The following is a 13,277-nucleotide window of genomic DNA, read 5'->3' as shown; positions in this document are numbered from 1 at the left end:
CCGATCCAGGAGAAGGGTGTCATGGCTCGACGGCGAACCGGCAGTGTCCTCAGCGAGAATCCCGACGAGGCACGCGGGCAGATCCTCGAGGCGGCCGAGCGCACCTTCGAGCGGTACGGGGTCGCGAAGACCACGATGGACGACATCGCCAAGGAAGCCAACATCTCCCGGCCCACCGTCTACCGGTACTTCAGCGACCGCGACACCCTCATCACGTCGCTGATCGAGGTGCGGTCACGGCGGCTGTTCACGAAGGCACGGGCCTTTCTGCGCCGCCGCGACACCTTCGCCGACCAGATCGTCGACGGGCTGATCTACCTGGTGGACCGGGGTCGCAAGGATCCCGTCGTCCGCCTCATCGTGAGCCCCGAACACATGGACCTCGCCACCGCCCTCGTCGGCAGCTCCGGCCTGGCCGCGCGGCTGACGGAGGAGATGTGGGGTCCGCTCATCGACGAGGCCCGCGACCGCGGCGAGGTGCGAGCAGACCGCACGAACGCGGAGATCTGCCAGTGGATCGCCCTCGTGGAACTCGTCCTCGTCGGGCGGATGGACTTCGGCTCGGACGAGGATCCGGAGCACCGCCGGATGCTGACGAACTTCCTGGTCCCGGGCATTCTCACCCCGGAGGCGGCCGCCGCGTACGGTGCCTGATCCCGCCGGTCCGGCTGTGTGACGAAGGCCACGAAGCGGCCGTCCCGACCCGCCCTAGCGATCGCTAAGTAACCGTGAGATGCTCCTGGGACCGACTGTGTAAGGAGCACCCCATGGCACTTCCCTCGATCCTGAAGGACCGGCTTCGCCTGCCCGTCGTGGCTTCGCCGATGTTCATCCTGTCGAACCCGGACCTGGTCATCGCCCAGTGCACCTCCGGCATCGTCGGTTCCTTCCCGTCGCTCAACGCGCGGCCGCAGCCGCAGCTGCGGGAGTGGCTGACCCGGATCACCGAGGAACTCGCCAAGTACGACGCCAACAACCCCGACGCGCCGTCGGCGCCGTTCGCGGTGAACCTGATCGTGCACAAGTCCAACGACCGCCTCGAGGAGGACCTCGCGACGATCGTCGAGTTCGAGGTGCCGATCGTGATCACCTCGCTCGGTGCGCGCACCGACGTCAACGACGCGATCCACTCCTACGGCGGCATCGTGCTCCACGACATCATCAACGACCTGTACGCCCACAAGGCGATCGAGAAGGGCGCCGACGGTCTGATCGCCGTCTCCGCCGGTGCCGGCGGCCACGCGGGCACCCAGTCGCCCTTCGCGCTGCTGCAGGAGATCCGGCAGTGGTTCGACGGCCCGGTGCTGCTGTCCGGGTCCATCGCGCACGGCCGGTCGATTCTCGCCGCACAGGCCGCGGGCGCCGACCTCGCCTACATCGGTTCGGCGTTCATCGCCACCGAGGAGGCGGGCGCCGTCGACGGGTACAAGCAGATGGTCGTCGACTCGAAGGCCGACGACATCGTGTTCTCCAACCTCTTCACGGGTGTGCACGGAAACTACCTGCGCGGCAGCATTTCCGCGGCCGGCCTCGACCCCGACGACCTCGCGGTGTCGGACCCGTCCGCGATGGACTTCGGCACCGCCGACGGGGAGGGTACCCCGAAGCCGAAGGCGTGGCGCGACATCTGGGGCGCCGGCCACGGCGTCGGCGCGATTGACGCCGTCGTGCCCGCCGCGGACCTCGTCGCGCGCCTGTCGAGCGAGTACGCCGTCGCGAAGGCCGCCCTGCTCGACGCCTGACCCCCGCCCCCGCCCCTTTCCCGGCTGAAGGCGCCCTTCGTGCGGTCCAACCGCACGAAGGGCGCCTTCAGCCGCATGGTGGGTGAGCGGGCGTACGGAGTGGATTCACGGCTGAAGGCCACCTTCATGCGCATGAAGCGAACGAAGGTGGCCTTCAGCCGTACGGTGGTGACGGGGGTCAGAAGATGGAGTAACCGCCGTCGATGAGGGTCGAGGTGCCGGTCTGGAACCGGGCCGCGTCGCTGGCCAGGTACACCGCGATGCCCTCGAAGTCCTCGGGGGTTCCCCAGCGGCCCAGCGGGACCCGGGAGATCACGTTCTCGGTGAACGCCTCCCACTCCTGCAGCCCGCCGGTCATGTCGGTGGCGATCCAGCCGGGCAGGACGCTGTTGACGCGGATGCCCTCGCGTGCCAACTCCACCGCGCAGCCGTTCGCCATCGCCAGGACACCCGCCTTGGTCATCGCGTAGGCCTGGTTGCGCCCGGCGCCCTGCAGCGCGCCGAGACTCGACGTGACGATCACCGACCCGCCGGTGCCCTGCGCGCTCAGCACCCGGGCCGCCTCGCGGAGCGTGAAGTACGCGCCGTCGAGGTTCGTGGCGAGCACCCTGCGGTAGTCGTCGGTGGACGAGTCGACGAACTTCGCCAGCGGCACACCGACACCGGCGTTCACGACGAGGACGTCGAGACCCCCGAGTTCCTCGGTGACGCCGGCGATTCCGTCCTTGACCGCCTGCTCGTCGGCGACGTCGACGGACCGGGTGAACACCCGACCCGACCCGTGCCCGGCGAGATCCGCGGCCGCCTTCCCCAACCGCTCCTCGGAGCGTCCCCACAGCGCCACGTCGGCGCCGGCCTTCGCGAGCCCGCGGGCCATGCCGAGGCCGATTCCCGCGGACCCGCCCGTGACCAGCGCCCGCTTGCCTGTCAGATCGAACACCCTTGCCGTCCTTTGCGAGTGCGGGTGTGCCTACGTGAACTCGGCGGCGATGTCGCGGCCGATGATCTCCTTCATGACCTCGGTGGTGCCGCCGTAGATCGTCTGGATGCGGGTGTCGACGTAGGCCCGGCCGATCGGGTACTCCATCATGAAGCCGTAGCCGCCGTGGATCTGGACGCCGCGGTCGACGACACGCTTCTGCAGCTCGGTGGCCCACCACTTGGCTTTCGACGCGTCGACGGCCGTCAGTTCGCCCGCGTTCAGGGCGATCACGCAGCGGTCGACGTGCGATTCGGTGACCTCGATCTCGGTGAGCATCTCCGCGAGCACGAACCGGGTGTTCTGCAGGTCGCCGATCGGCTTTCCGAACGCCTTGCGTTCGAACGCGTAGTTCTTCGTCCACTCGTACGCCGCCCGGGCCGCGGTGATCGCACCGACGGCGATGCCGATGCGCTCGAGGGGCAGGTTCTCCATCAGGTGGATGAAGCCGCGGCCCTCGGTGCCGAGCAGGTTCTCCGCGGGCACCCGCACGTCCTCGAAGACCAGCTCTGCGGTGTCCTGGCCGGCGAGGCCGACCTTGTGCAGCTTGCGGCCCCGGCTGAAACCGGGGGTGTCGCGCTCGACGACGATCAGCGAGAAGCCCTTGCTGCCCGCGTTCGGGTCGGTGCGGCACACCACGATCACCAGGTCGGAGTGGATTCCGTTGGTGATGAACGTCTTCTGGCCGTTGATGACCCACTCGTCGCCGTCGCGGACCGCGGTGGTCTTGACGCCCTGCAGATCCGAGCCCGCGCCGGGCTCGGTCATGGCGATCGCGCCGATCAGCTCACCGGCCGCCATCCGCGGCAGCCAGCGGTCCTTCTGCTCCGCGGTGCCCAGGTGCAGGATGTACGGGATCGCGATGTCGTCCTGCAGGGCGAGGCTGGACCCGAACGAGGTGGTGCCGGTGCGGGCGATCTCCTCGGTGACGACCTGCCGGAAGCGGTAGTCGGTGACGCCGGAGCCACCGAACTCCTCGGGGACACCGAGACCGAGGATGCCGGACTTGCCCGCGGCGACGTACGACGCGCGGTCGATCAGCCGGTCCTCCTCCCACTGCAGGTAGTGGGGTTCGACCTCGCGGGCCAGGAACTCGCGGACGGTGCCGCGGTAGTCCTCGTGATCGGCGTCGAAATGTCTGCGCTGCATGGTGTTCTCCTACGCTTCGGTCAGGCGGTGACGGTCTGGGTTCCGCGGTCGAGCAGTCCGGTGAGGCGCTCGGAGATCAGCGCCTCGGCGTCGGCGACGATCCGCTCGACGAGTTCACCCGCGGTCGGGATGTCGTGGATGATGCCCTGCACGGTGCCGACGGTCCAGATGCCGGCCTCCGGGTCGCCGTTCTCGTACACGAGTCGACCGCGGGCACCCGCGACGAGTTCGCGCACGTCCTCGAACTGTCCACCGCGCGCGAGGATCTCGACGACCTCGCGGCTGACGGAGTTGCTGGCCACCCGGGCGGTGTTGCGCAGCGACCGGAAGATCAGCTCGGTGTCCGTCTCCTTCGCGGCGACGATCGCCTCCTTGATGGTGCGGTGGATCGGCGACTCCTCGGTGCACATGAAGCGGGTGCCCATGTTGATGCCGTCCGCGCCGAGCGCGAGCGCGGCGACCAGGCCGCGTCCGTCGCCGAAGCCGCCCGAGGCGATCATCGGGATGGAGATCTGCTCGGCCGCGGCGGCGATCAGCACCAGACCGGGGACATCGTCCTCACCGGGATGTCCCGCGCACTCGAAGCCGTCGATGCTGATGCCGTCGACGCCGATGTCCTGGGCCTTGACGGCGTGCCGGACGCTGGTGCACTTGTGCAGGACCTTGACGCCGGCGGCGTGGAAGTCGGGCAGGTGCGGTGCGGGGTTGGAGCCGGCGGTCTCGACGATCTTGACGCCGGAGTCGATGATGACCTGCCGGTACTCCTCGTACGGGGGCGGGGTGATCGCGGGCAGGATGGTCAGGTTCACGCCGAACGGCTGGTCGGTCAGCTCACGGGTGCGGGCGATCTCCTTGGCGAGATCCTCCGGGGTGGGCTGGGTGAGTGCCGTGATCATGCCGAGTGCTCCGGCATTGGCAACGGCGGCAACGAGTTCGGCGCGGCCGACCCACTGCATGCCACCCTGCACGATGGGGTGGCGGACGCCGAACGTCTCGGTGAAAGCGGTGGACAGCACGAAAGTCTCCTCGCGGTACGGCTTATCGGGAAGCGGTGGGGCGACCGACGACCCGCAGCGCGATCGCCGTGTAGCGGTCGGCGACCTCGTCCGGGGTCAGGGGTCCGTCGATCTGGAACCAGCGGGCGATGGACTGGGCCATGCCGAGCAGGGCACGAACCGTCTCGGCGATGTCGTCGACGGCGAAGACGCCCTTCCGGGTGCCGTCCGTCACGAGGTCGAGCGCCATCAGTTCGAGTCGTTTGCGGGTTGCCGCGTAGCGGCGGCGGTTCTCCGGGGACAGGTGTCGCACCTCGGAGTCGAGCGCGGACTGCTGGGCGCGGTGCGTCATGTTCAGCACCACGGCCTCGTAGAAGTTCGTGAAGCGGAGCAGTGGGTCTTCGCCGGCTTCCGCGACCGCGGCCTCGCACCGGTCGATCAGGTTGCGGACCGCGGTGTCGAGCAGCGCCATGAGAACGGCTTCCTTGTTCTCGTGGTGGTAGTACAGGGCCGGCACCGTGACCCCCACCCGGCGGGCGAGGTCACGGACCGTGGTCCCGTGGAAGCCGTTCTCGTCGAACGCCTCCAGGGCGTGGTCGAGGATGGGGCCGAGCTCCGTCGGCTCGAAGGTGCGCCAGTCGGCGGTGATTTCCTGCGGCGGTTGCATCGGCCCCTCCTCGATCACGAATGCGTCAGCGCGGGGCCATGCGGATGGCGCCGTCGAGACGGATGGTCTCGCCGTTGAGCATCGGGTTGGAGACGATGTGCGCTGCCAGGGCGCCGTACTCCGACGGGTCGCCCAGACGCGACGGGTGCGGCACCTGGCCACCGAGGGACTTCTGGGCCTCCTCGGGCAGCGAGCCCAGCAGCGGGGTCTTGAACAGGCCCGGGGCGATGGTGACGACGCGGATCAGCAGCGACGCGAGGTCGCGGGCGATCGGCAGGGTCATGCCGACGACGCCGCCCTTCGAGGCGGAGTACGCGGCCTGGCCGATCTGGCCGTCGAACGCGGCGACGGAGGCGGTGTTGATGATGACGCCGCGCTCGCCGTCGATCGGCTCGGTCTTCGAGATCCGCTCGGCGGCAAGGCGGAGCACGTTGAAGGTGCCGATCAGGTTGACGTCGACGACCTTCTTGAAGGCGTCCAGCGGGAACGCACCCTGCTTGTTGACGGTCTTGATGGCGTTGCCGATACCGGCGCAGTTCACCGCGACGCGCAGCGGGCCGAGGGACTCCGCGACATCGAGGGCCGCGGCGACCGCGGACTCGTCGGTGACGTCGGCCGCGGCGAAGCGGACCCGGTCGCCGAGCTCCTTGGCGATGGTCTCGCCGTTCGAGGACGGCAGGTCGATGATGACGACCTGCGCGCCGTCGGCGAGGAGGGCCTTGGTGGTGGCGAGGCCGAGGCCCGAGGCGCCACCGGTGACGACCGCGACGCTGTCGTTGACGATCATGAGGTTCCTTTCGGATCAGTTTGGTGCAGAGATGTTTTCGCGCAGCGAGGGTACGTCAGATGCGTTCGATGATGGTGGCGTTGGCCATTCCCGCGCCCTCGCACATGGTCTGCAGGCCGTAGCGGCCGCCGGTGGCCTCGAGGTGGTTGACCAGGGTGGTCAGCAGGCGGGTGCCGGAGGAACCGAGGGCGTGGCCGAGGGCGATCGCGCCGCCGCGCGGGTTCAGCTTCGCGGGATCGGCGTTGAACTCGTGCGCCCACGCCAGGGGCACCGGCGCGAACGCCTCGTTGACCTCGTACGCGTCGATGTCCTCGATGCTCAGGCCGGCGCGCGCGAGCACCTTGTGGGTGGCCGGGATCGGGGCGGTCAGCATGAAGACCGGGTCGTCGCCGGCGACGGAGAACGAGTGGAACCGCGCCCGCGGCGTCAGTCCCAGCTTGTTGGCGGCCTCCTCGCTCATGATCAGGACCGCGGACGCGCCGTCGGTCAGCGGCGACGAGTTGCCCGGGGTGATGTGCCAGCCCGCCTCGGGGAAGCGGGCCGCGTAGCCGTCGGTGTGGAAGGACGACTTCAGGCCGGCGAGGCCCTCGGCGGTGGTGGCGGCGCGGACGGTCTCGTCGACGAGGTGGGTGACCGTCTCGCCGGCGGCGTTGGTGACGTCGATCGGGACGATCTCGTTGTCGAAGGCACCGGCGGCGATCGCCGCAGCGGCGCGCTGGTGCGACTGCGCGGAGTAGGCGTCGAGGGTGTCGCGGTCCAGCTTCCACTTCGCGGCGATCAGCTCGGCGGAGATGCCCTGGTTGACCAGGCCCTCCGGGTAGCGGGCGGCGATGCCCGGGCCCGCGGTGTCCTTGCCGAGGGTCGCGGTGCCCATAGGGATCCGGCTCATCGACTCGACACCGCAGGCGATGACGATGTCGTACGCGCCGGCGATGATGCCCTGCGCGGCGAAGTGCGCGGCCTGCTGGCTGGAGCCACACTGGCGGTCGATGGTGGTGGCGGGCACCGAGTCCGGGAAGCCGGCCGACAGCAGCGCGGTGCGCGAGATGTTCAGCGACTGCTCACCGACCTGGGCGACACAGCCGCCGATCACGTCGTCGACCTGTGCCGGGTCGAGGTTGTTACGCGAGACGATGGAGCGCAGGACGGTGGCGAGCAGCTCGACCGGGTGGGTGCCCGAGAGGGCGCCGCCCATCTTGCCCTTGCCGGACGCGAGGCGGACGGCGTCGACGATGACTGCGTTGGTCATGGTGAGTTCCTTCCGGGAACGTTCGAGGTGATCGGGTTGGGCGGCCGATGCCGGGGAGGGGTGGACACGGCACCGGACCGAGATCGGTGGGGTCGGTGAAGCGGTGGAGGTGTCAGCGACCCTTCCAGACCGGCTCGCGCTTCTGGGCGAACGCGGCGGGACCTTCCTTCGCGTCCTCGCTGGTGAAGACGACGGCCATCGACTTGTTGTTGGCGTCCCAGACGCCGGGCTCCCAGTCGGCGCCGGTCGCGGTGCGGTGGATCATCGCCTTCGACTCACGCACCGACAGCGGCGCGTTGACCGCGATCTTCTCGGCCAGTTCGAGGGCGACCTCGAGTGCGGTGCCCGCGGGGGCGACGCGGTTGACCAGGCCGAGCTCCTTGCCTTCCGCGGCGCTGATCGGTTCACCGGTCAGCGCGAGCTCGAGGGCGACCTTCTTCGGGATCTGCTGCTGCAGACGGATGACACCGCCGGCCGCGGCGAACAGGCCGCGCTTGACTTCGGGCAGGCCCAGCTGGGCGTTCTCGTCGACGACCGCGAGGTCGGCGGCGAGGACCAGTTCGGTGCCGCCACCCAGGGCGAAGCCGTTGACCGCCGCGATGGTCGGCTTGTTCACCCAGTGCTGGGCGAAGCCGGCGAAGCCCCACTCCGGGTGACCGTCCGCGAAGAGGGACTGGCCGGAGCCGAGCGCCTTGAGATCGGCGCCCGCGCAGAACGCGCGACCGGAGCCGGTGATCACGATGACCCGCACCTCGTCGTCGGCGTCGGCCTGCTCGAGGAAGTTGCCGACCGCCGTGGACAGCTCGCTGTTGACCGCGTTCATCGCGCGCGGGCGGTTCAGGGTGATGAGCGCGGCGTTGCCGCGGCGCTCGTACAGCGCGGCCGGCTCGGGCGCGGTGGTCGACTCGTCGGCCATGGGGTGCTCCTCGGGTATCGGGGTGACTGCACATCGTGCGTGATCGTCGTGATTATTTAACGATCGCTAAGATGCTTATCACGGCGTCCGGGCCAGGGTCAACGATTGTTTTAGCTAGCGACCGTTCAGGGCGGTCTGGTACTGATGAATCCGGTCGCGACGTGCGGCCACCCAGCGACACGGGGAGACGGCATGCGGGCAGTGCAGGTGGTCGAAGCGATCGGACCGGACGGTGTGCGGGCGGTGGACATCCCCGAGCCGGATCCGGCCGGCGCGGTGGTCGTCGACCTGGAGGCGGCGGGCGTCTCCTTCCCCGACCTGCTGCAGACCTCCGGTTGCTACCAGGTCGTCCGCCCGACGCCCTTCGTGCCCGGCGTCGAGGGCGCGGGCATCGTCCGGGAAGCGCCCGCCGACAGCGGTTTCCGGGCCGGTGACCGGGTGGCGGTCCTGGCACTCGGCGGCTCGTGGCAGCAGACCGTCACGGTGCCTGCGTCGACCGTGTTCGCGCTGCCCGACACGGTCACCCTGGCCGCGGGCGCCGGCTTCCTGATGAACTACCTCACCGCCCACTTCGCGCTCACGGAGCGGGCCCGGTACCGCGCCGGCGAGACCGTGCTCGTACACGGCGCCGCCGGTGGCCTCGGGACCGCATCGCTGCAGGTCGCGGCGGCGCTCGGCCTCGAGACCGTCGCAGTGGTCAGCACCGAGGAGAAGGCGGCGGTCGCCAAGGCCAACCGCGCCACCCACACCGTCCTCGCCGCCGGGTTCAAGGACGCCGTCGCGGGCCTGACGGGCGGCCGCGGCGTCGACATCGTCCTCGATCCGGTCGGCGGTGACCGGTTCCTCGACAGTCTGCGCAGCCTCGCCTCGGGTGGCCGGCACGTCGTCCTCGGGTTCACCGGCGGTGAGATCCCGACCGTCAAGGTCAATCGTCTTCTGCTCGAGAACATCTCGGTGGTCGGCGCCGGGTGGGGCGAGTTCGTCCGCGAGAACCCCGGTTACCCCGCGCGGCAGTGGGCCGAGCTCGAACCGCTGCTCACGTCCGGCGCCCTGCAGGTCGCCGAGCCCACCTCGTACCCGCTGGAGCAGGCGGCCGACGCCCTGCGCAGCCTCGAATCCCGGAGCGCCACAGGAAAAGTGGCCCTCACGTTCCGCCCCTGACACCTGGAGAAGGACAATCATGAGCAACCACGACGTTCTCGTCGACCTGACCGACGGCGTCCTGCGCATCACCCTCAACCGCCCCGAGCGGCTCAACGCGGTGACGACCGAGACCCTCGACTCGGTCGCGGAGGCCCTCGACAAGCACGCCGGGGACCGCGCGGTCCGCGTGGCCGTGCTGTCCGGCACCGGCCGGGCCTTCTGCACCGGCGCAGACCTGTCCGCGAGCAAGGAGAAGGCAGAGTCGACCGGACCCGCGGACGCGTCCACCATCGACGCCGCCAACCGCCTCGTCGGAACCATGCGCGCGTTCCCGCGTCCGGTGATCGCCGCCGTCAACGGACCGGCCGCCGGCGTCGGCGTCTCCCTCGCGCTCGGTGCGGACCTCACGGTCGCCACCGAATCGAGCTACTTCCTGCTCGCGTTCACCAAGGTCGGGCTGATGCCGGACGGTGGGGCGACCGCACTGGTCGCCGCGTCGATCGGCCGCGCCCGCGCACTGAAGATGGCACTGCTCGCCGAGCGCCTGCCCGCCACCGAGGCGCTCGCGGCCGGTCTGATCGCGCAGGTCCACGCCGACGACGCCTTCGCCGACGAGGTCGCCGCGCTGGTCGGTCGCCTCGCCGCCGGACCGTCGGATGCCTTCGCCGCCACCAAGTCCGCGATCAACGACGCGACTCTCGGCCAGCTCGACCCGGCGTTCGCCCGCGAGCGCGCCGGCCAGCTCGAACTGCTCGCCTCCGCCGACTTCGCGGAAGGCGTCGCGGCGTTCCTCGAGAAGCGCTCCGCGCAGTTCGGCCGAGCCTGACACCCGCCCCACCCTCCCGAGCCTGACGCCCGCCCCACCCTCCCGCGGCTGAATGTGACCTTCGTGCGGTCAGACCGCACGAAGGCCACCTTCAGCCGAAAAGGGGGGGAGGCCGGGTTACTTCGGCTGGACCCCAACGGTTTTCATGGCGATGGCGACGTACTTCGCCGCGACCTCCTCCGGCGAGAGGGTGCCCTCCGCGTGGTACCAGCGCGGGATGGACTGGCACATGCCGAGCAGGGCGCGGGTGGTCTCGGCGGGGTCCTCGACCGTGAAGTCCCCGCTCGCCGCGCCGGCCTGGACGACCCGCAGGACGACCTCCTCGACGCCCTTGCGCACCGCCCGGTAACGCTGCCGGTTCTCGTCGCTCAGGTACCGCACCTCGCCCTCGAGCGACGCGAGGCGGGCGCGGTTCGTCATCCGCAGGACGATCGCCTCGATGACGTTCGCGAGCCGCCGGAGCGGATCGTCGCCGCCGTCGCGGTCCGCGGCGTTCGCCCGTGTGAGGACGTCCGCCGTGGACAGCTCGAGCAGCGCGATCAGCAGCCCTTCCTTGCTGTCGTGGTGGTAGTACAGCGCGGGCACGGTCACGCCGACGCGGCGGGCCACTTCGCGCACGGTCGTTCCGTGGTAACCCAACTCGTAGAACGCGTCGAGTGACGCGGCCAGGATCGGGGTGAGCTCCACGTCCTCGAGCCGACGCCAGTCGATGCCGATCTCGTCGTCAACCGGTTCGTCGACGGGATTACCCATTGCCCTACCAAACGTCTCGCTCGCCAGAATGTCACTGGACAGGGTACCGGGCGGTCAGTGCGGTGCGATCCCGGTGGCCGCCAGCAACTCCCGCACCGCCTGCCGGACGCGCGCGTCCCCGCCGGGACCGAGCGTGGACCACCGGGCGCCGTCGGGGGCGACGCTCGACGTCCCCACGATCCGGCCCTCGGGGGTGTCGAACACCGTCACCGGCCCGTGGGTCCGACTGATCCCGTCGCCGTGCGTGATTGCGACGATCTCGGCGTGGGCGTGGCAGCGGGACAGGGCGTACGCGAGCCGGTCGGCGTCCGCGTCACCGACGCCCAACGCCCGCAGGCGCCGCGCCGTCGCGGCCGGATCCGTGCAGTCGGTCAGCGCCTCGACCAGTGACGTGGTGGGTGCGCGGACCGTTCCGACGTCGGTCCCGGTTCCGGGGCCGAGCACGTCCGACACCAGATGGGGATCCGCCCGGTCGACCTCGGTGAGCGTGTACGTGCCCGGGCCGCGCAGCGCGACCACCGTGGTGCCGGGCGTGTGCGCCAGGCACATGCGGGACACGGCGCCCGATCCGGTGTACCAGCGCAGTGCCAGTTCGACGGCCGGCCGCGCCAGCACGGACAGTCGGTCGGCGAGGTCGGGGCGCGGGTGGCCGCCGGGCAGGAGGCCGCGGGCACCGAGCGACGCCCGCGCCCGGTCGAACGCGATATCGCGGGCATCCGCGGAATCGAACCGTGGGCTCGCGGCCAGCACCACCGGCAGCTCGTCGACCGACATCAGATGCATCAGCAGATCCAGCTCGTCCGCGCTCAGCGGAACCCCCTGCAGGCGGTGGCCCTCGGGCGCGGTCATCGGTCCGCCGGATCGGCGCCGATGACGGACGGGATCACGACGCGTCCGTCCTCGAAGTGCTCGAATTTTCGCAGGTAGCCGGGAGTTCGGTGTTCGTCCTCGTCGGTGTCCGGTCCGCGACCGGCCGCCATCGGTGCCCCGCCGGCCGGTGTGGTCCGTGCGCCCGGCTCGGCCGCGGCCGGTTCCGCACCCGACGGGAGGCCGTCGACCGGGGCGCCGCGCCCGCCGGACGCCGCGCCGCCGCCCGGGATGCCGCCCCATCCGTCGGGCAGGGTGACGCGTGCGGGCCCGGACGCCCCGGCTGCGCCGTACCCCGCGGCACCGACCACCGCCCGCCCGGACGCGGCCCCGCCGCCCGGCACCCGCACGTCACGCGCACCCGCCACCGGATCCGCGCCGAGCACAGCGCCGCCGCCGAGCACGTGCTCCCTCAACGCCGACGCCGCCGGGGAAAGCATCGCCGCCGTGCCCGCGACCGCCGTGACCCCGGTCCCGGCGAGCGTGCCCGCCTGCGACGCCGCCGCGACCACCGTCGGGTCCTGAGCCCCGGCGAGCACCGCACCGAGCGCGGCGTGCGCGGCCTGCGCGGGGTGGACGGCGAAGTCGAGCAGGCCCCTGCCCGGCGGCACGGGCGGCGGGGGCGTCGTCGGCGCCGCGCCGCCGCTCGCCAACGGTGGTGGAGCCGTGAAGTGCTGTGGTACCGCGACGATGCTCGACGCCGACTCGTACGCCTCCATCACCAGCGCGGCCCGCACGTCGAGCGCGCGGTCCGCGGCCTCGGCGACCGCCCCCACACCCGCCAGCGAGCCGCCCACCGTGTGTGCCGCCACCTTCGAGGCCTTGACCGCGGCGATCTCCGCTGCGCTCGGCATTGCGGTCCGCGCGACGGTGTGCGCCGCGGCCTCGGCGGCCGCCTTCGCCGCGGTCGTGGTGGCCGTCGCGGTCGCCCGCTGCGTCCACACCTGGAACGGGGCCAGTTTCGCCAGCGCGGCGTCGGACGCGACGCCTTCCCACCCGGCCGCCAGGTCGGCCGTCACCTTCGTGACGGCGGCGGTGGCGTCGGCCAGACCCGCCGCGATCGCGGTCCACGCCGCGCTCGCGGCCGAGAACCCGACCGGCCCGACACCGGCGTTCAGGGCGGTCGAGTTCCAGGTGGCGCCCCGCGGAAACCAGATGACGCCGGTGAATCCCACGGTCATGGTCGAGCTCCTTCGGTCGTGTC

The 13,277-nt window shown here is 70.9% G+C and carries 14 protein-coding genes; 4 read left to right on the top strand and 10 right to left on the bottom strand.

Annotated elements, in window-relative coordinates; genetic code table 11:
- Nucleotides 1-21 precede the first annotated feature (21 nt).
- Both ACFYVR_RS14215 and ACFYVR_RS14210 read left to right on the top strand, forming a co-directional pair.
- Nucleotides 22-654 carry a TetR/AcrR family transcriptional regulator gene (locus tag ACFYVR_RS14215; RefSeq protein ID WP_387474061.1) on the top strand — a complete coding sequence of 211 codons (633 nt, stop codon included), beginning with the start codon at nucleotides 22-24 and terminating at the stop codon, nucleotides 652-654.
- A gap of 113 nt (nucleotides 655-767) precedes the next feature.
- Complete coding sequence (locus ACFYVR_RS14210; RefSeq protein WP_387474059.1) at nucleotides 768-1,742, top strand: NAD(P)H-dependent flavin oxidoreductase; 975 nt, start codon at nucleotides 768-770, stop codon at nucleotides 1,740-1,742.
- 178 nt (nucleotides 1,743-1,920) lie between these two features.
- On the opposite strand, the gene ACFYVR_RS14205 is transcribed toward ACFYVR_RS14210, so the two are convergent.
- The 7 genes from ACFYVR_RS14205 to ACFYVR_RS14175 all read right to left on the bottom strand — a co-directional run bounded on the left by ACFYVR_RS14205 (nucleotide 1,921) and on the right by ACFYVR_RS14175 (nucleotide 8,484).
- The gene (locus ACFYVR_RS14205) at nucleotides 1,921-2,682 is read right to left on the bottom strand and encodes an SDR family NAD(P)-dependent oxidoreductase (RefSeq protein WP_387474057.1); all 762 of its coding nucleotides are present in this window, start codon (nucleotides 2,680-2,682) and stop codon (nucleotides 1,921-1,923) included.
- A gap of 30 nt (nucleotides 2,683-2,712) precedes the next feature.
- Nucleotides 2,713-3,870, bottom strand: a complete 1,158-nt coding sequence (locus ACFYVR_RS14200; protein WP_387474055.1) for an acyl-CoA dehydrogenase family protein — start codon at nucleotides 3,868-3,870, stop codon at nucleotides 2,713-2,715.
- Between the two features lie 20 nt (nucleotides 3,871-3,890).
- Nucleotides 3,891-4,886 carry an NAD(P)H-dependent flavin oxidoreductase gene (locus ACFYVR_RS14195; protein ID WP_387474053.1) on the bottom strand — a complete coding sequence of 332 codons (996 nt, stop codon included), beginning with the start codon at nucleotides 4,884-4,886 and terminating at the stop codon, nucleotides 3,891-3,893.
- Between the two features lie 22 nt (nucleotides 4,887-4,908).
- Nucleotides 4,909-5,532, bottom strand: a complete 624-nt coding sequence (locus ACFYVR_RS14190) for a TetR/AcrR family transcriptional regulator (RefSeq protein WP_387474051.1) — start codon at nucleotides 5,530-5,532, stop codon at nucleotides 4,909-4,911.
- A 25-nt stretch (nucleotides 5,533-5,557) separates the two neighbouring features.
- The gene (locus tag ACFYVR_RS14185) at nucleotides 5,558-6,319 is read right to left on the bottom strand and encodes a 3-hydroxyacyl-CoA dehydrogenase (RefSeq protein ID WP_387474049.1); all 762 of its coding nucleotides are present in this window, start codon (nucleotides 6,317-6,319) and stop codon (nucleotides 5,558-5,560) included.
- Between the two features lie 55 nt (nucleotides 6,320-6,374).
- A complete protein-coding gene (locus ACFYVR_RS14180; RefSeq protein ID WP_387474047.1) occupies nucleotides 6,375-7,568 on the bottom strand; it encodes a thiolase family protein in 1,194 nt (397 codons plus the stop codon).
- Nucleotides 7,569-7,680: 112 nt separating this feature from the next.
- Nucleotides 7,681-8,484 carry a crotonase/enoyl-CoA hydratase family protein gene (locus tag ACFYVR_RS14175; protein WP_387474045.1) on the bottom strand — a complete coding sequence of 268 codons (804 nt, stop codon included), beginning with the start codon at nucleotides 8,482-8,484 and terminating at the stop codon, nucleotides 7,681-7,683.
- Nucleotides 8,485-8,676: 192 nt separating this feature from the next.
- Between ACFYVR_RS14175 and ACFYVR_RS14170 the strand changes: the two genes are divergently transcribed.
- Nucleotides 8,677-9,645, top strand: a complete 969-nt coding sequence (locus ACFYVR_RS14170) for an NADPH:quinone oxidoreductase family protein (RefSeq protein ID WP_387474043.1) — start codon at nucleotides 8,677-8,679, stop codon at nucleotides 9,643-9,645.
- A 19-nt stretch (nucleotides 9,646-9,664) separates the two neighbouring features.
- Nucleotides 9,665-10,453: an enoyl-CoA hydratase gene (locus tag ACFYVR_RS14165; RefSeq protein WP_387474041.1), complete on the top strand. Its 789-nt coding sequence runs from the start codon at nucleotides 9,665-9,667 to the stop codon at nucleotides 10,451-10,453.
- Between the two features lie 117 nt (nucleotides 10,454-10,570).
- Here the strand turns inward: ACFYVR_RS14165 and ACFYVR_RS14160 are convergent, their stop codons facing one another.
- From ACFYVR_RS14160 to ACFYVR_RS14150, 3 genes are read right to left on the bottom strand one after another with little or no spacing between them, the layout of a single operon-like run.
- Nucleotides 10,571-11,206, bottom strand: a complete 636-nt coding sequence (locus ACFYVR_RS14160) for a TetR/AcrR family transcriptional regulator (RefSeq protein ID WP_387474039.1) — start codon at nucleotides 11,204-11,206, stop codon at nucleotides 10,571-10,573.
- Between the two features lie 54 nt (nucleotides 11,207-11,260).
- Nucleotides 11,261-12,055, bottom strand: a complete 795-nt coding sequence (locus ACFYVR_RS14155; RefSeq protein ID WP_387474037.1) for an ESX secretion-associated protein EspG — start codon at nucleotides 12,053-12,055, stop codon at nucleotides 11,261-11,263.
- Nucleotides 12,052-13,254 carry a PPE domain-containing protein gene (locus tag ACFYVR_RS14150; protein ID WP_387474035.1) on the bottom strand — a complete coding sequence of 401 codons (1,203 nt, stop codon included), beginning with the start codon at nucleotides 13,252-13,254 and terminating at the stop codon, nucleotides 12,052-12,054. Before ACFYVR_RS14150 ends, ACFYVR_RS14155 begins: the two co-directional genes overlap by 4 nt.
- Nucleotides 13,255-13,277: the final 23 nt, after the last annotated feature.

Origin of the sequence: Rhodococcus sp. NPDC003318 (assembly GCF_042879035.1) — a bacterium.
In the GTDB taxonomy this organism is placed as follows: domain Bacteria; phylum Actinomycetota; class Actinomycetes; order Mycobacteriales; family Mycobacteriaceae; genus Rhodococcus_G.
This window is presented reverse-complemented; position numbering and strand designations above follow the sequence as displayed.